Origin of the sequence: Dyella sp. C9 (assembly GCF_003332825.1) — a bacterium.
In the GTDB taxonomy this organism is placed as follows: Bacteria; Pseudomonadota; Gammaproteobacteria; order Xanthomonadales; family Rhodanobacteraceae; genus Dyella.
Genome location: NZ_QIRF01000009.1, coordinates 89,832 through 105,771, shown reverse-complemented (window position 1 = coordinate 105,771; position 15,940 = coordinate 89,832). Strand labels below are relative to the sequence as shown.

The 15,940-nt window shown below is 66.5% G+C and carries 13 protein-coding genes; 4 read left to right on the top strand and 9 right to left on the bottom strand.

Annotated elements, in window-relative coordinates; genetic code table 11:
• The first annotated feature begins 64 nt into the window (after positions 1-64).
• Positions 65-985: a hypothetical protein gene (locus tag DVU99_RS12310; RefSeq protein WP_114240507.1), complete on the top strand. Its 921-nt coding sequence runs from the start codon at positions 65-67 to the stop codon at positions 983-985.
• A gap of 65 nt (positions 986-1,050) precedes the next feature.
• Here DVU99_RS12310 and DVU99_RS12305 read toward each other — a convergent pair whose 3' ends face one another.
• From DVU99_RS12305 to DVU99_RS12285, 5 genes are all read right to left on the bottom strand, one after another.
• Positions 1,051-1,953 (bottom strand): DUF4097 family beta strand repeat-containing protein, encoded by a 903-nt coding sequence (locus tag DVU99_RS12305; protein WP_114240506.1) that lies wholly within the window; start codon positions 1,951-1,953, stop codon positions 1,051-1,053.
• Between the two features lie 18 nt (positions 1,954-1,971).
• A complete protein-coding gene (locus DVU99_RS12300) occupies positions 1,972-2,418 on the bottom strand; it encodes a hypothetical protein (protein WP_114240505.1) in 447 nt (148 codons plus the stop codon).
• Entirely contained in the window at positions 2,415-2,963 is a 549-nt protein-coding gene (locus DVU99_RS12295) for an RNA polymerase sigma factor (RefSeq protein WP_114240504.1), read from the bottom strand. The genes DVU99_RS12300 and DVU99_RS12295 overlap by 4 nt, the downstream gene beginning before the upstream one ends.
• Positions 2,964-3,089: 126 nt before the next feature.
• Positions 3,090-4,853 (bottom strand): phosphoenolpyruvate carboxykinase (GTP), encoded by a 1,764-nt coding sequence (locus tag DVU99_RS12290; protein WP_114240503.1) that lies wholly within the window; start codon positions 4,851-4,853, stop codon positions 3,090-3,092.
• A 243-nt stretch (positions 4,854-5,096) separates the two neighbouring features.
• Positions 5,097-5,675, bottom strand: coding sequence for a TetR/AcrR family transcriptional regulator (locus tag DVU99_RS12285; protein WP_114240502.1), 579 nt, complete (start codon positions 5,673-5,675; stop codon positions 5,097-5,099).
• A 126-nt stretch (positions 5,676-5,801) separates the two neighbouring features.
• Between DVU99_RS12285 and DVU99_RS12280 the strand changes: the two genes are divergently transcribed.
• From DVU99_RS12280 to DVU99_RS12270, 3 genes are all read left to right on the top strand, one after another.
• Positions 5,802-6,695 (top strand): alpha/beta fold hydrolase, encoded by an 894-nt coding sequence (locus DVU99_RS12280; protein ID WP_114240501.1) that lies wholly within the window; start codon positions 5,802-5,804, stop codon positions 6,693-6,695.
• Between the two features lie 43 nt (positions 6,696-6,738).
• Positions 6,739-9,210, top strand: coding sequence for an acyl-CoA dehydrogenase (locus DVU99_RS12275; protein ID WP_114240500.1), 2,472 nt, complete (start codon positions 6,739-6,741; stop codon positions 9,208-9,210).
• A gap of 104 nt (positions 9,211-9,314) precedes the next feature.
• On the top strand, positions 9,315-9,785 hold the full coding sequence (locus tag DVU99_RS12270; protein WP_114240499.1) for a hotdog fold domain-containing protein: 471 nt from the start codon (positions 9,315-9,317) through the stop codon (positions 9,783-9,785).
• Positions 9,786-9,788: 3 nt separating this feature from the next.
• Here the strand turns inward: DVU99_RS12270 and DVU99_RS12265 are convergent, their stop codons facing one another.
• Genes DVU99_RS12265 through DVU99_RS12250 form a run of 4 tightly spaced genes read right to left on the bottom strand, consistent with a single transcriptional unit; the run spans position 9,789 to position 15,850 of the window.
• Complete coding sequence (locus DVU99_RS12265) at positions 9,789-10,763, bottom strand: diguanylate cyclase (protein WP_114240498.1); 975 nt, start codon at positions 10,761-10,763, stop codon at positions 9,789-9,791.
• Positions 10,760-11,329, bottom strand: a complete 570-nt coding sequence (locus tag DVU99_RS12260) for a chemotaxis protein CheB (protein WP_114240497.1) — start codon at positions 11,327-11,329, stop codon at positions 10,760-10,762. The genes DVU99_RS12265 and DVU99_RS12260 overlap by 4 nt, the downstream gene beginning before the upstream one ends.
• Position 11,330: 1 nt before the next feature.
• Positions 11,331-12,170, bottom strand: a complete 840-nt coding sequence (locus DVU99_RS12255; RefSeq protein ID WP_232823584.1) for a protein-glutamate O-methyltransferase CheR — start codon at positions 12,168-12,170, stop codon at positions 11,331-11,333.
• A 26-nt stretch (positions 12,171-12,196) separates the two neighbouring features.
• Positions 12,197-15,850, bottom strand: a complete 3,654-nt coding sequence (locus DVU99_RS12250) for a response regulator (protein WP_114240556.1) — start codon at positions 15,848-15,850, stop codon at positions 12,197-12,199.
• Positions 15,851-15,940 lie beyond the last annotated feature (90 nt).

Here is a 15,940-nt window from a genome sequence, read left to right as displayed (position 1 = left end):
ACCGCAATCGTCTCTGGGAGGGGGCGACCTTTCCTGCTCACGTACCGCGGGGGTTTTCGCGTACATGCGTCGTCTGTTGCTGTCATTGCCATTGCTGTGCATGCCGTTTATCGCGGCAGGGCAGACTGCGGCCAATGATTCCTACGACGCCGCCAGTCGCATGCTCCTGCAGCAGCCCGACGAGATTGCGCAGGTGGCACCTGGTGTCGCAGTCCCGCTGTGGCGTGGGGCGGATGGCCATTGGCTTGCCTTGCAGGCCAACGATGACAGCCTCACGGCCGCGCAGCGCGCCGATGCGCCACTGCAGTTCCGCGCCGTCGATGCCGCCACGGTGCTTTCCAGCACCATCCAATACGGCATGGGCCCGAACCTGCAGGCGCATGTCGGGGTCACCGAGCACAATTGGGCGAACAACCAGGCGCCACGCGTGGTCGGCAGCGAAGTGGGGGCCACCTACAACGCGGGTCGCTACAGCGTGGGCCTGAGCGTCGGCACCGACAGCGTGCCTGGCAACAATGCCACGCTGCCGCGCCTGCTGCCGGGCGCGATGCCTGGCGTGAACGGCTTGCCAGGCTTCGACAGCAGCACCCAGGTCAATGCCAACGGCCGGCTTGCGCTCGACAACAAGAGCGGCATCGACCTTGGCGCCAGCGTGGGGCGCGTGCGGCTGTTGCCGGGCAATCTGCTGGGCATCAGCACGCTCGACCAGAAGGCGTTGAGCTTCGGCGTTGATCGTGGCGCGCTGAGCGGCAGCATCGTCGGCCGCACCATGCAGCCGGAAGCGGGCTTGCCGGGTAGTGGTTACAGCCCCGACCGCCGCTGGAGCAGTATCGACCTCGGGGTGACCTGGCGCCTGCCATGGCAAGGCCAGCTGAGCATCGGTGCGCAGAATGTGTGGACCTCGGGCAATGGACTGAATACCCCGGTGGGACCCGAGCCCGACCAGTCCCGCACGCCTTACGTGCAATATCACCAGGATCTGTAAGCGCTGCGCCAGACAGCAGAACGCCGGGCATCGCCCGGCGTTTTCGTTGGTGCCTGAGGTCGGTTTCAGTCCTGCTGGCGGATGCGCAGGTCGCCGCTGAAGGTTTCGATGTTGACCTTGCCGTTGCCCGCGCCTGCTGTCGCTCGCAGCTCGCTGCCGGGGCCGCGCTCCACCTTCGACACCGCGCCGAAGTCGCTGCGTAGGTCGCCGCTGAAGGTGCTGGCGTGGATGGCCGCCGAGAGAGTGGAAGGCATCTGCACCTGCACGTCGCCGCTCATGCTGTCGACATCGAAAGTACCCCCCGCGGCCAGCCCGCCGGACAACTGCACGTCGCCGGAGACGGTGCTCAGGTTGAGCTTGCGCCACGGCCCGCCGTTGACGCGGATGCGACCGGACACGGTCTGCAGCTCGGCGTCGCTGCCCACGTTGGGCGCAAGGATGTCGCCGCTTACCGTCTGCAGTTCGACGCGATCGGCGCTGCCGGCCAGTTCGATGCTGCCGCTGACGCTGTCGATCTCGGCCAGCGGGGTGCGTGCATTGACCCGGGCCCGGCCGCTGACGGTGTTGACCTTGATCTTGCCGCCGTCGATGCCGTCGATGCTGATCGGGGCGCTCACCACGTCCACGTCCAGCGCGGCGCCCTTGGGCACGCGGACGTCGAGGGTGGTCGCGCCCATGGACGTGTCGGCGTTCCAGTTGAACCAGCCGGACTTGCCCTGGGACTGCACCTTGATGGTCATGTCGCTGGCGCTGCCATCGATGGTCAGCGGCCTGGCGCCGTCGCCAAGCCGGCCGGCCACCTGCACCTGGTTGCGGTCCCAGGCGGTGATGGTGACCGAGCCCTTCACGTTGCCAATGTTGACGTGCACGTTGGGCGCCGCGTCGCGGCTGAGGTTGATGGGCGTGTCGGCCAGGGCCTGGCCGATCGACAGGCTGAGCAGGAGTGGAATGATGCGTGCGGTTTTCATGTGAAGGCTCCGCTGGACTCAACCAGCCTGGTGTTCCATCTGTTGCAGTTGCGTCTGTTGCTTGTGGGTGCGTTCAAGCAGGCGTTGCAGCGCGGGTGAGTGCGGGGCCTGTTCCATGGCCTGGTGCAGTTCCATGCTGGCTGCGTCCAGTTCCACCGCGGCGCCGGCAAGGCGCGGGTCGGCGGGGTGCCAGCGGGCCGCGCCCGTCGTGCTTGCTGCCATCTGGTCGTTGACGGGCTGTTCGCGCAGGTGCACGGCCAGGCTGCCCGCAAACAGCGAGAGTCCCGCGAAACTTGCCGCGACCAGCCAGCCCTGCAGGCGATGCGATGCGCGGCGTGGTGCCGGTGCGGTGGTCCCGTTGGCCGCCTGGCCAAGCGCGGCATCGATGCCGGACCACAGGTCCCGGCGCGGCGACACCGGTTCGCGCAGTGCGCGGGTCTGGCGGAGCCATTCGAATTCGTTCATGAGCGTTCTCCCAAAACTTTGCGCAGCAGGCCACGCGCGCGATGCAGCTGTGCCTTCGACGAGCCTACGGCCATGCCCAGCTCGGTGCCGATTTCCTCGTGCCTCCAGCCTTCGATGTCATGCAGCACCAGCACGGCGCGTGCACGCGGCGGCAGGCCGGCGATGGCGCGTTCCAGTTCGTCGCGCTCGGCGGCGCAGAACGGCGTTTCACCATGATCGGGGATGTCGTCCTCGTCCATCACGTTGACGGGATCGGCACCGCGTGAACGGATATCCATCAGCGCGACGTTGACGGCGAGCCGGTACAGCCAGGTGCCGAAGGCGCTTTCGCCGCGAAAGCCGGAAAGCTTCTGCCAGGCGCGCACGAAGGCATCCTGGGTGAGGTCCTCGGCGCGGGCATGGTCGTAGCCGGCCAGGCGGTAGACCGCGCCGTAGACGCGATCCACATGCAGTCGATACAGCCGCTGGAACGCTTGCCGGTCACCAGCCGCGGCCGCGCGTACGTCGTCCGTGTCGGTGGAGTCCGCGGCAGGCGCAGGCGGCATCAGGTTTCCGGTGGCGGGGCAGGCAGCAATCATCTTGCCAGCTTGGATGCGCCCGCGCGCGGCAAGGTTTAGAAGGGTCGTGCTGCAAGATGGCCCCGCCAGCGCGTGGCTGGCGGGGCCGGTGGATCAGGAGGCGACGGCGGCCGCGTCCAGCGCCTTGGCGACGCGCTGCTGCTCGACGTGCAACTGCTCGGGCATGCGTTCGCCGAAGCTGTCCAGGTACTCGCCGATGGCGGCCAGTTCGGCCGTCCAGCCCGCGTGGTCAACGTCGAGCAGGGCATCGACAGTGGCGCGATCCAGTGCCAGGTCGTCGAGGCGGAGTTCGCCGTTGGCCGGCAGGATGCCGATCGGCGTTTCATTGCCGGCGGCGCGGCCATCGACGCGGTCGATCATCCACTCCAGCACGCGCAGGTTGTCGCCGAAGCCCGGCCACAGGAAGCGGCCGTCTTCGCCCTTGCGGAACCAGTTGACGTGGAAGATCTTCGGCAACTTGGCGCCCGGCTGGTCGAACGACAGCCAGTGACGGAAGTAGTCGCCGTAGTGATAGCCGGCGAACGGCTTCATAGCCATCGAGTCGCGACGCAGCACGCCGACTGCGCCAGTGGCGGCGGCGGTGGTTTCCGAACCCATCGCGGCACCGACCAGCACGCCGTGCTTCCAGTCCTTCGCCTCGAACACCAGCGGGATCAGCGACGGACGGCGGCCACCGAACACGATGGCGCTGATCGGCACGCCCTGCGCATCCTCGGCGCGCGGCGACCAGGTCGGGCACTGTTTCGCGCTCACGGTGAAGCGCGAGTTAGGGTGTGCGGCCGGGCCATTGGCCGGGTCATACGGGCGACCCTGCCAGTCGGTGACGGGCGTGCCGGGCAGGCCTTCCCACCACGGCTGGTTGTCGGCGGTGACGGCCACGTTGGTGAAGATGGTGTCGCGCGCGATGGTCGACAGTGCATTCGGGTTGGTGGCATCGCTGGTGCCCGGCGCCACGCCGAAATAGCCGGCCTCCGGGTTGATGGCATACAGGCGGCCATCCGCACCCGGACGCATCCAGCAGATGTCGTCGCCCACCGTCCACACCTTCCAGCCATCCTGGCGATAGCCTTCGGGCGGAATCAGCATGGCGAGATTGGTCTTGCCGCAGGCCGACGGGAACGCGGCGGCGATGTAATGCGTTTCGCCCTTGGGGTTCTCGATGCCCACGATCAGCATGTGCTCGGCCAGCCAGCCTTCGGTACGGGCCTGGTAGCTGGCGATGCGCAGCGCGTGGCACTTCTTGCCCAGCAGCGCGTTGCCGCCGTAGCCGGAGCCATACGACTTGATGGTCAGCTCCTCGGGGAAATGCATGATGAAGCGACGCTCCGGATCCAGCTCGCCGGTGGAGTGCAGGCCCTTCACGAAGCGGCCTTCGCGCTCGATGCGAGCCTGTGCGGCGGCGCCCATGCGGGTCATCGTGCGCATGTTGACCACTACGTACGGGCTGTCGGTGATCTCCACGCCGCAACGGGCCAGCGGCGAATCGATCGGGCCCATGCAGTAGGGGATCACGTACATGGTGCGGCCTTCCATGCAGCCGTCGAACAGCGCATCCATCTTGGTGTGCGCCTCGGCCGGGGCCATCCAGTGGTTGTTGGGGCCTGCCGCATCCTGGGTTTCGGTGCAGACGAAGGTGAGGTGCTCCACGCGGGCCACGTCGGACGGGTTCGAGCGGTGCAGGTAGCAGCCCGGGTGGGTGTCCTGATTGAGCTCGATCAGATCGCCTGACTGCAACATCTGCTGGACCAGCTGCTGGTATTCGGCATCGGAGCCATCGCACCAGTGGATCTTGGCAGGGCGGGTCAGGGCCGCCACTTCGTCAACCCAGCGCTGCAGGGCTTCCAGCTTGCTCGACATCACGTTCCTCACTTCTGGTCTTAGGCCAAAAAAGAGTGAAAACGGTAACTTACGCTGACTGGCATGACAAGGATGAGCGCAGCAAAAGACAACTGGGCGCACCCCAAAACACCGCGCTGGCCGGCAGTTAGAGAGGTGGTTGCAGACCACTTTTGTAAGTGGACTGATAGAGGCGTTGAGCCACAAAAAACGCCACCCAAAGGTGGCGTTTTTTGTAGTCGAAAACCTTGATGTAACGAGGGCTTAGGCCGGCGTCAGGGTGCGGATCATGTGTTCGACGTAGGCGTCGAACTCCTCATGGCTGATCCGCGGCAGGCCGAGGGTGAAATTGAGCTGCAGGAAACCGACATAGGCGGCGTAGGTGAGGCGCGCGCGATTGAGTGCTTCGTCGGCGGGCAGGCCAGCCTCGCGATAGATGTTGGTGAGGAACTCCATGCGCCGCTGCGACACGCGGGCCATCACCGGCACCACCTGCGGGTGGTCCAGCGCCTTGAGCAGGGCGGCGTAGACGCGGTGCGGCGCCAGTTCGTGCGCCACACGGCGGAACAGCTCCGGCAGGCGCGCGCGCGGGTCGGGCATGGCCTCGATCTGGCTGATGACTTCCTTTTCGCCGTACTGCTCCCAGCGTTCCAGTGCAGCCTGCAGCAAGGCTTCCCGGGTGCGGAAATGCCAGTAGAAACTTCCCTTGGTGACGCCGAGCTGGCGGGCAAGGGCCTCGACGGCCAGTGCGCCCACGCCCTGGTCGGCGATCAGCCTGAGGGCGGCGTCTTCCCAGTCCTCGGCAGACAGGCGGGTGCGTTCGGGTTTGGCGCTCACATTCATAAACGTATGGTAGCCCTAGTTGGCTGTTTTGTAATCGCCGGTCCCGCAAGTCATTGAAATTCGGCGGGGCGGCAAGCCTTGCGGTGCGTATTGACGGCGTCGGGGCAGGCCTACATACTCATGCGTATGGTCCAGCACCCCCCTATCAAAAAGTGTGTCGAACAGGTCCGCGCGGCCGATGGCCTGGAGCTGTCGGTCGAGGTGCGCAACCCCGATGGTTCGCCCACGCTGTTGTTCGCGCATGGCTTTGGCCAGACGCGTGGCGCCTGGCGTGGCACGGCGGCGGCGCTGGCGCAGGCCGGGTACCGCTGCGTGAGTTTCGACAGCCGCGGCCATGGCGAGAGCGGCCGCGTCCCGCTCGGCGACTACCACATGGAACAGTTCGTCGGCGACCTGCGCCTGCTGGCGCATGCCGAGTTGCGCAAGCCGATCCTGGTCGGTGCATCGATGGGCGGCCTGCTCGGGCTGGTGATCGCCGGCGAGGTGGACCCTGACGCGTTCCGCGCGCTGGTGCTGGTGGACATCACCCCGCGTTGGGAGACGGCAGGCGTCGAGCGCATCCTGGCCTTCATGCAGGCCCATCCGGATGGCTTCGCCAGCTACGACGAAGCGGCCGAGGCGATCGCGAAGTACCTGCCGCATCGGGCCGAGCGCAAGAGCGCCGACCAGTTGCGTCCGCTATTGCGCGAAGGTGCCGACGGACGCTTGCGCTGGCACTGGGACCCGGCCCTGCTGGGCGGCGACCTGGTGCGCGAGAGCGAGCGTTACCAGCCGCGCCTGATGGCCGCCGCCGCCAAGGTGCGCGTGCCGGTGCTGTTGTTGTCCGGCGGTCGCAGCGACGTGGTGTCGCGCGACAACGTCGATGAATTCCTGCGTCTGGTGCCGCATGCCGAGCACGTGGAGCTGCCGCGCGCCACCCACATGGTGGCGGGTGACGCCAACGACGCATTCACCCGCGAGATCGCACGATTCGTGGAGACGCTTGCCGCTCCCGACCGCCGTGACGCGGTTTCCGCATGAACCCCAAGAACTGCCTGGTCGTCCTTCGTAACGAGGTGTGCTGATGTCCGTGATCCTGACCCTGCTGGCGGCGCTCATTGCCACCGGCGCCTGTGCCTACCACCGCAGCAGCCTGCGCACATGGGCGATCGCCACGGTGGTCATCACCGTCGTGGTCGGCCTGCTGACGGGCGCTTCCTGGACCATGTTCATCCTGCTGGTGATCGAGCTGCTCATCGCCGTGCCGCTGCTGATGGACGGCTTCCGCCGCAAGCAGATCAGTGCGCCGCTGCTGAAGATGTTCGCCAAAGTGACGCCGAAGCTGTCCGAGACCGAGCAGACCGCACTGGAAGCAGGCACGGTGGGTTTCGAGGGCGAGCTGTTCTCCGGCAAGCCCGACTGGCACGAGCTGCTCAAGCAGCCCAAGCCGGTGCTGAGCGTGGAAGAGCAGGCCTTCATGGATGGCCCGGTGGAAGAACTCTGCGGCATGCTCGACGACTGGCAGATCACCCACGAGCTGGCCGACCTGCCGCCGGAAGTCTGGGCCTTCGTGAAGAAGCACAAGTTCTTCGGCATGATCATCCCGAAGCAGTACGGCGGCCTGGGCTTCTCCGCGCTGGCGCATTCAGCGGTGCTGCAGAAGCTGGCGACGATGTCGGCGACGGTTGCCTCCACCGTTGCGGTGCCCAACTCGCTGGGTCCGGCCGAATTGCTGCTGCATTACGGTAGTGACGAGCAGAAGAACCACTATCTGCCGCGCCTGGCCATTGGCGAAGAGATCCCCTGTTTCGCGCTGACCGGCCCGTACGCCGGTTCCGACGCGACCTCGATCACCGACTTCGGCATCGTCTGCAAGCAGGTGGTCGATGGCGTCGAGACGCTGGGCATGAAGCTCACCTTCGACAAGCGCTACATCACGCTGGCGCCGATCGCCACGGTGGTGGGCCTGGCCTTCCGCCTGTATGACCCCGAGAAATTGCTGGGCGACAAGGAAGATCTGGGCATCACGCTGGCGCTGCTGCCGCGTTCGACCCCGGGCCTGGAAATCGGCCGCCGCCACTTCCCGCTCAATATCCCGTTCCAGAACGGTCCGCTGCACGGCAAGGACGTATTCGTGCCGCTGTCGGTACTGATCGGCGGTCCGCACATGGCCGGCCACGGCTGGCGCATGCTGGTGGAATGCCTGTCGGTGGGTCGTGCGATCTCGCTGCCGTCCAACGCCACCGGCGGCGTGCGCGCCGCCGTCGCTGCCACCGGCGCCTATGCGCGCATGCGCAAGCAGTTCGGTCTTTCGATCGCCCGCTTCGAGGGCGTGGAAGAAGCGCTGGCACGCATCGGCGGCCTGACCTACGCGACGGCCGCGCTGTCGCGCGCCACGGCGGCGGCGGTCGATCGTGGCGAGAAGCCGGCGGTGCCGTCGGCGATCGCCAAGTACCACGCCACCGAGTGGGGCCGCGTGATCGCGGGCGACGCGCTGGACGTGCACGGCGGCAAGGGCGTGCAGCTGGGTCCGAAGAACTATGCCGGTCGTGCATGGCAGGGCGTGCCGATTGCCATCACGGTGGAAGGCGCGAACATCATGACGCGCAGCCTGATGATCTTCGGCCAGGGTGCCATCCGCTGCCATCCCTACGTGCTGAAGGAAATGCAGTCGTTGTCGATCGCCGATTATGGCGATCGCCTGAGGACCTTTGACCGCGCGCTGTTCGGCCATATCGGCTTCGGCATCTCCAATGCCGTGCGTGCGTTCACCCTGGGCCTCACCGGTTCGCGCATCGGTGATACCGCCGGTGACGCTTACACGCGCCGTTACTACCGCAAGCTCAACCGCTACTCGGCGGCGCTGGCGCTGTGCGCCGACACCTTCATGGGCGTGCTGGGTGGCAAGCTGAAGTTCAAGGAAAAGCTGTCCGCCCGCCTGGGTGACGTGCTGAGCTACCTGTACATCACCAGTGCGATGCTGAAGCGCTACGAGGACACGGGTCGACCGGAAGCGGACCGTCCGCTGTTGGCCTGGGCCTTCCACGAGTGCATGTGGCGCACCCAGATGGCGCTGGATGGCGCGATCCGCAATTTCCCGGTGAAGCCGGTGTCCTGGCTGCTGCGTGCGCTGGTGTTCCCGTTCGGTCGCCGCGAAGTGCCGCCGTCGGATCGCCTGGGTCGCCGCGTGGCCGCCATCATCACCGCGCCGGGCGAAGCCCGCGATCGCCTCACCGAGTGGGCTTACCTCACCCCGACCGCGAACAACACCATCGGCCGCATGAACGCGCTGCTGCCGGACGTGATCGCGGCCGAGCCGGTGGAGCGCAAGTTCGGCAAGGCGCAGAAGGCCGGCCAGTTCAAGTCGCACGACTACAACGGCCAGCTGGCCGAGGCGCTGCAGGCGGGCGTGATCAATGCCGCCGAATTCGATCTGCTCAAGCGCGTGCGCGAGGGCGTGTTCGAGTTCATCTCGGTGGACGATTTCGATCCGTCCGAGCTGGGTGCGGCGGTGACGCGCGCCGATCGCAAGAAGAAGCTGGCCGACGCGGCCTGATCGAGATCGTCATCCCGGCTCGCGCCGGGATGACGCCTCAGGAGCCAGGAGCCCGCTGGCACATCCAAGGCGAGGCATCTGCCTGGTCTGCATGGGAGTTTTGCATGAGCCAAGCCCTGTCCCTGTATCGCAAGCTGGTATCCCTGCCGGGCGGCCGTTGGTTGTACGGCCGCCTTATCTGCTTCAAGGCGCCTTACTTCGCCACCATCTCGCCGCGTTTCGTGGCGCTGGAGCCCAATCGCTGCGCGGTGGATATCCGTGACCGTCGTCGCGTGCACAACCACATCGGCACGGTGCATGCGATCGCGCTGTGCAACGTGGCCGAACTCACCGCGGGCATGATGACCGACGTGAGCATTCCATCCAGCATGCGATGGATTCCCCGCGGCATGACGGTGGAGTATCTGGCCAAGGCCACGGGTACCCAGCACGCGGTGGCAACGCCGGAGCAGCCGGCGGTGGAGGAGGCCAGTGGCTATGCCTGGCCGGTGCGGGTGAGCGTGCGCAACGATGCCGGCGACGAAGTGTTTCGTGCGCGCATCGACATGTGGGTGTCGCCGCGCAAGGCGGCCTAGCGTTCAGATCGCCAGCACGCAGCGATTCTTGCCTTCGTCCTTGGCGCGGTAGAGCGCGCGGTCCGCAGCCTGGATCAGCGCCTCGTCGCTCTGCGCTTCGCCCTGCCACGAGGCGATGCCGATGCTGGCGCTGACCCGGGCCTCAAAGCGGCCCTTGCTGCCATGCAGGTCGTAGGGGCGTGAGAGCGCCTGGCACAACTCCTCGCAGCGGCGCAGCAGGGAGTCGCCGTCGCTCACATCCTCGAGAATGACGGCGAACTCATCGCCGCCGAGTCGTGCCACCGTATCGTTGGCGCGTACGCCTTCGGTCAGGCGAACGGCAATCTCCTTGAGCAAGGCGTCACCGGCCGGGTGGCCATGGGTATCGTTCACGCCCTTGAAGCCGTCGATGTCCAGCAGCGCCAGCGCAAAGCCCGGGCCATGGCGCGGCACGCGCTGCATGGCCGTGACCAGGCGGTCGTGGAACAGCACGCGGTTGGGCAGGCCGGTGAGCATGTCGTGCGTGGCCTGGTAGCGGATCTGCGCCTCGATGCGTTGACGTTCGGCGATCTCCGCGCGCAAGGCGGCCAGCGTGTCCTTGAGCTCGGCGCGTGCACGGTACAGCTCGAGGAAGACGCGCACCTTGGACTGCAGGATCATGTCGTTGATCGGTTTGGCGATGTAGTCCACCGCGCCGAAGTGGTAACCACGCACGCGATTGATGTCATCGGCGTAGGCCGCGGTGACGAAGATGATCGGGGTCTCACGCAGTCGTTCGTCCTCGCCGATGAGGAAGGCCACTTCGAAGCCGTCCATGTCGGGCATGTTCACATCGAGCAGGATCAGCGCGAACTCGTGGTCCAGGCACAGTGCGAGCGCTTCATTGCCGCTGCTGGCTTCATGGACGTCGGCTCCGCTGTCGGCAAGCAGGTGGCGCATGGCCACCAGGTTGGCGGGGGTGTCATCGACGACGAGGATCTTGGGGAGAGGGACATTCATGGCAGGCACAAGCGGTTGAGCAGCGGCCCGATGGCCGCCAGCGGGAGACAGTGGTCGGCACCGGCGAGTTCCAGTGCGGCCTGGGGCATGGTCGGGGCTTCGGCATCGCCGGGATCCTGCACGACGGCCAGGCCGCCGTGGTGGCGGATGCATGCGAGGCCCTCGGCACCGTCGCGGTTGGCACCGGTGAGCACGACCCCGATCAGGGCGTCGCCGTAGGCCTCGGCCGCCGAGTCGAACAGGACGTCGATGGAAGGTCGCGCGAAACTCACACGCTCGTCCACGGACAAGGCAAAACGTCCGGTGGCTTCCACCAGCAGGTGGTAGCCGCTGGGCGCCACATGGATGGTGCCACCCAGCGGCGTGGAGCGCTCTGTCGCCTCGACCACGGGCAGCGTGCTGTGCCGGGCGAGCAGCTCGCACATCAGGTCCACCGTGGACGAACCGGTGTGACAGCACACCACGATGGGCTGCGGCAGGGAGGGCAAGAGCTGCGCGAACAGCTGCTCCAGGGCGGACAGTCCACCCGCGGAGCAGCCGATCACGATGGCCCGGGGTGCATCCACGTCAGTCGACACCTTCGCTGCGGGAACCCAGCCGGTAGATGCGCAGTGCGCTGTTGACCGGGGTGAAATCGATCGCGGAAGGTGCGAAATCAAGGCTCTCGCGCGTGCCCAGGCAGAGGTAGCCGCCGCGCACCAGGCTGTCGCGGAACAGCGCCAGCGTGCGGTCCTGCAGCGGATCGGAAAAATAGATCAGCACGTTGCGGCAGAGCACCAGATGGGCTTCGCAGAACACCTCGTCGGTGACCAGGTTGTGGTTGGCGAAGATCACGTGGCGGCGCAGTCGCTGGTCGAGCTTGATCAACTCGTAGCGCGCGCTGTAATAGTCGGCCAGCGTATGGCTGCCGCCCGCGGCCAGGTAATTGCGCGACCACAGCTGCGCCTCGCGGGCCGGGTAGATGCCTTCCTGGGCGTGGCGCAGGGCGGCTTCGTTGAAGTCGGTGGCGTAGATCTGGGTGCGCTCGTACAGGCCGGCCTCTTCCAGCAGGATGGCGAGCGAATAGACCTCCTGGCCGTGTGCGCAGCCCGCCTGCCAGATATTGATCTGGGGATAGGAGGCAAGCACGGGGAAGACCTGTTCGCGCAGGGCGCGGAACACCTCCGGGTCACGGAACATTTCCGACACCGGCACCGACAGGCCCTCCAGCACCTCCGGCAGGAAGGCGGGCTCATGCAGTACCCGGTGGGTGAGGCCGCTGATGGTGCCGGTGTGCTGGCTGTGCACCAACTGCAGCACGCGGCGCTTCAGCGACGCCGGTGCGTACTGGCTGAAGTCGTAGCCATGGCGGAGCTTGAGCGCCCGCACGAACAGGTCGACCTCGATGTCCTCAAGGGCGTGATCCACGGGGGGCGCCTGTCCGGCGGAGGGGCTCATCGGTGCAGCCACACGTGCATCATCGACGATAGCTTGTCGACGTCGATCGGCTTGGACAGGTAATCGTTCGCGCCCGCCTCCAGGCAGCGCTCGCGGTCACCGCGCATGGCCTTGGCGGTGAGGGCGATGATCGGCAGCCGGGTCATCTGCGGCTGTGCGCGGATGGCGCGGATCGTGTCGTAGCCATCCATCACCGGCATCATCACATCCATCAGCACCAGTTCGATGTCGTCCTGGTCGGCCAGCACCTTCAGCGCCTTCTGTCCGTCCTGCGCCATGGTGACCTGTACGCCCCAGCCGCGCAGCACCTTGGACAGCGCGAACAGGTTGCGCATGTCGTCATCCACCAGCAGCACCTTGCGGTTCTGCAGTTCGCCGGCGTCGATCGGGCCGGACGAGGCCGCAGCCGGAGTTCGCGCGTGGCCCTGCGAGCGGATGCTGTGCAGGAACAGGCTGACCTCGTCCATCAGGCGCTCCGGCGAGCGTGCGCCCTTGATCACGATGCTATCGGTGTACTGGCGTAGCTTGAGGCTTTCCTCCCGGCTCAGTTCGCGACCGGAGTAGATCACCACCGGTGGAATCTGCCCGCTGGCCGAGAGGCGTTCGAGGAATTCCATGCCGGACATGCCGGGCAGGCCCAGGTCGAGCACGATGCAGTCGTAGCGGGTGCCGTCCATGCGCTGCAGGGCCTCCTCCGCGCTCGCGGCGTCGTCGATGGCAACGTCGTCATGCCGCAGCAGGGTACGCAGGGCGGCACGCGAATCGGCATCGTCATCCACGATCAGCAACTGGCGCGTGTGCCCGTTGGCGAAGTGCAGCAGCCGGTCGAAGGCGCTGCTGATGGCCTCGCGGCTCACCGGCTTGGTGAGGAAGCCCACGGCGCCCAGTTCGCGGCCACGATTGGCTTCATCCACGGCCGAAATGAAATGCACGGGCACGTGCCGCGTAGCCGGATCGTCCTTCAGCCGCTCGATCACGGTCCAGCCATCCATGCCCGGCAGCATCACGTCGAGCAGGATGCCGGTGGGACGATAGCGATGGGCCAGTTGCAGGCCTGACTCGCCGTCGGCCGCGGCCAGCACGCGGTAGCCCTTGCGCCGCACCATGTCGGCAAGGATGCGCGCGAACACCGGATCGTCCTCGATGATCAGGATGCTCGTATCGCCGGCCTGGACCTGGTCGCGGTCGTCTTCGATGCTGTCCGGCAGGAGGGCGCTGGTGGTGGCGCGCGGCGCCGGCGCCGGCGCCGCGGCGGAGGCTGCACCCGGCGTGGCGACCGGCGAGGACGGGCCGCGCAGGGGCAGCAGGATGGTGAAGGTGCTGCCCTGGCCAACGTCGCTGTGCAACACGATGTCGCCATCCAGCAGCTCGACGATGCGCTTGGAGATGGTCAGGCCCAGGCCGGTGCCGCCGTACTGCCGGCTGGTGCTGGCGTCGACCTGTTCGAACGCCTTGAAGATCTTCTGCACCTTGTCCGGGGGGATGCCGATGCCGGTGTCGCTTACCGCGATCGCGAGGACATCCCTGCCTTGCAGGGCTGGTGGCAGCGCCAGTGCCGGGGAGGGGCGGCCGATGCGCACGCTGACGGTGCCCTGGTGGGTGAACTTGAACGCGTTGCCGATGAGATTGTTGGCCACCTGCTCGAGCTTGGGCGCGTCGGTGTGGATGGCAGGCGGCAGGTCAGGCTCGATCTCGACGTGAAAGCCCAGCTGCTTCTCCTGGGCCACATGGGCGAAGGTGCGGCGAAGGGCACGCTCCAGGTCCGCCAGGGGGAAGTCTTCGAAGGTCACTTCCATCTTGCCGGCCTCGACCTTGGACAGGTCGAGGATGTCGTTGATCAGCCTCAGCAGGTTGCTGCCGGAGTCGTGGATGATGCGCGCCGATTCGATCTGCTCGGCATCGAGGTTGCCCTCGCGGTTGTCGGCCAGGCTGCGCGACAGGATCAGCAGGCTGTTGAGCGGCGTGCGCAGCTCGTGCGACATGTTGGCGAGGAATTCGGACTTGTACTGGCTGGCGCGTGCCAGCTCCTCTGCCTTCTCCTCGGTTTCCCGCTGCAACGCCTCCAGTATCTGCTTCTGCTGGTTGAGCGTGTCGGTCTTCTGCCGCAGTTCCTCGTTGGAGGCTTGCAACTCCTCGGTCTGCACGCGCAGCTCCTCCTCCGAGGCGAGCAGGCGTTGCGACTGCTCCTGCAGTGCGTGGGTCTTTTCGTTGAGTTCCTCGTTGGTGACCTGCAGGTCCTGCTGCTGGCGCCGCAGGATGTCTTCCGAGGCGCGCAGCTCGTCGGCCTGCTCGCTGGTACGGCGCAGCAGGTCCTGGGTGCGTTGTGCGCGCTGCAGGTTTTCCAGCGACAAGGCGGCGATCGGAAGCAGCTCTTCCAGCAGGCGTTGTTGCGGCTCGCTGAGGTCCTGGAAACTGGCCAGCTCGAGCACGCCCAGCAATTTGTCGCGCAGCAGCAGCGGCAGCACTGTCACGGTGCGCGGCACGGCGTCGCCGGTGCCGGAGCGGATGCGCGCATAGTCCCCCGGGATATCCCGCAGCGTGATGGTCTTGCGTTCCAGCGCGCATTGGCCGACCAGGCCCTGGCCCGGCGCGTAGTCCGTGTCGGCGGCCTCTGCCTGCGGGAAGCCATAGCTGCCCAGCAGGCGCAGCCGTCCGCCATTCTCGTCGTAGCGATAGAACACGCCGAGGCCACCCTTGAGCAGCGGCACCAGGATGCCGGTGAGGCGGTCGGCGAACTCATGGGGATCGGTGACGGCCTGCAATTCGCTGGAGATCCGCGACACCTGGCTCTTTACCCAGGTCAGTTCGCTGGTCTCGATCGACATCTGCTTGAACACCTGCAGCGCCCGCGCCATTTCGCCGATCTCGTCGCGGCGCTCCAGTTGGCGGATCTCCACGCCGTGGTCGTGACTGGCCAGTCGGGTCATCAGGTCCGTCATGCGGCGGATCGGGCGGGTGATCAGGCGGAAGGTCCAGCCGATCACCGATGCGCCCATGATCAGGCTGAGCAGCAAGGTGGCCCAGGTCACGATGCGCACCATCTCCACGTCGCGATGCTGGGTGGCATCGCGCTGGTCGAGCAGTTGCTGCTCGGTGTCGTTCATCTTACGGATCAGGGCATGCAGGTCATTGGCGGAGACGGTCAGGCTGCTCACGTAACCGGCCTGGACGCGTTCGAGCGCGGCGGCTGCGGCCACCGGGTCGTTGCGCGGGATGTCCTTGACCGCATCGATGACCTTGCTGCTTACCTCCTGCTCCCAGCGGGTGCCCAGCGACTGAAGCTGGTCGATGCGAGCCTGCTGCAACGGGTTGTCCGAGGTCAGCTGGCGCAGGTCACGGATGTTGTCGCCGAAGGCACGGGTCGAGGCATGGAAGGCGTCGAGCTCGCCCTGGCCTTGGCTCAGGGCAAAGCCGCGCGCCCCGATCTGGCTCTCCTCGAGGGATTGCGTCACGTCGTCCAGCTTCCGCTGGACGGCATGGGAGTGGCGCACCCATTCCCAGCTGGTGTTTTGCCGCGACAGCGACAGCAGGGTCACCGTGCCCGAAATCACGAACAGCGACAGCAGGGTGCCGATGGCCAGCAGGATCTTCTGCTGCATCGGCTGGTGGGCCAGCCAGTTGTAGCGCGGGCGGGGGCGGGATGAAGCCATGCGTCGGTCGTCCATCGGGGTGGCACAGGCATTCTGCCGTGCCGGAACGGCCGAGTCAGCGTATTCGTGACTTTGTGAAGGCGACAGCAG

Coding starts and splice junctions, on each gene's coding strand:
- DVU99_RS12310 (WP_114240507.1), top strand. CDS start 65: ATGCGTCGTCTGTTGCTGTCATTGCCATTGCTGTGCATGCCGTTTATC.
- DVU99_RS12300 (WP_114240505.1), bottom strand. CDS start 2,418: ATGAACGAATTCGAATGGCTCCGCCAGACCCGCGCACTGCGCGAACCG.
- DVU99_RS12250 (WP_114240556.1), bottom strand. CDS start 15,850: ATGGCTTCATCCCGCCCCCGCCCGCGCTACAACTGGCTGGCCCACCAG.
- DVU99_RS12295 (WP_114240504.1), bottom strand. CDS start 2,963: ATGCCGCCTGCGCCTGCCGCGGACTCCACCGACACGGACGACGTACGC.
- DVU99_RS12305 (WP_114240506.1), bottom strand. CDS start 1,953: ATGAAAACCGCACGCATCATTCCACTCCTGCTCAGCCTGTCGATCGGC.
- DVU99_RS12270 (WP_114240499.1), top strand. CDS start 9,315: ATGAGCCAAGCCCTGTCCCTGTATCGCAAGCTGGTATCCCTGCCGGGC.
- DVU99_RS12290 (WP_114240503.1), bottom strand. CDS start 4,853: ATGTCGAGCAAGCTGGAAGCCCTGCAGCGCTGGGTTGACGAAGTGGCG.
- DVU99_RS12275 (WP_114240500.1), top strand. CDS start 6,739: ATGTCCGTGATCCTGACCCTGCTGGCGGCGCTCATTGCCACCGGCGCC.
- DVU99_RS12265 (WP_114240498.1), bottom strand. CDS start 10,763: ATGAATGTCCCTCTCCCCAAGATCCTCGTCGTCGATGACACCCCCGCC.
- DVU99_RS12280 (WP_114240501.1), top strand. CDS start 5,802: ATGGTCCAGCACCCCCCTATCAAAAAGTGTGTCGAACAGGTCCGCGCG.
- DVU99_RS12285 (WP_114240502.1), bottom strand. CDS start 5,675: ATGAATGTGAGCGCCAAACCCGAACGCACCCGCCTGTCTGCCGAGGAC.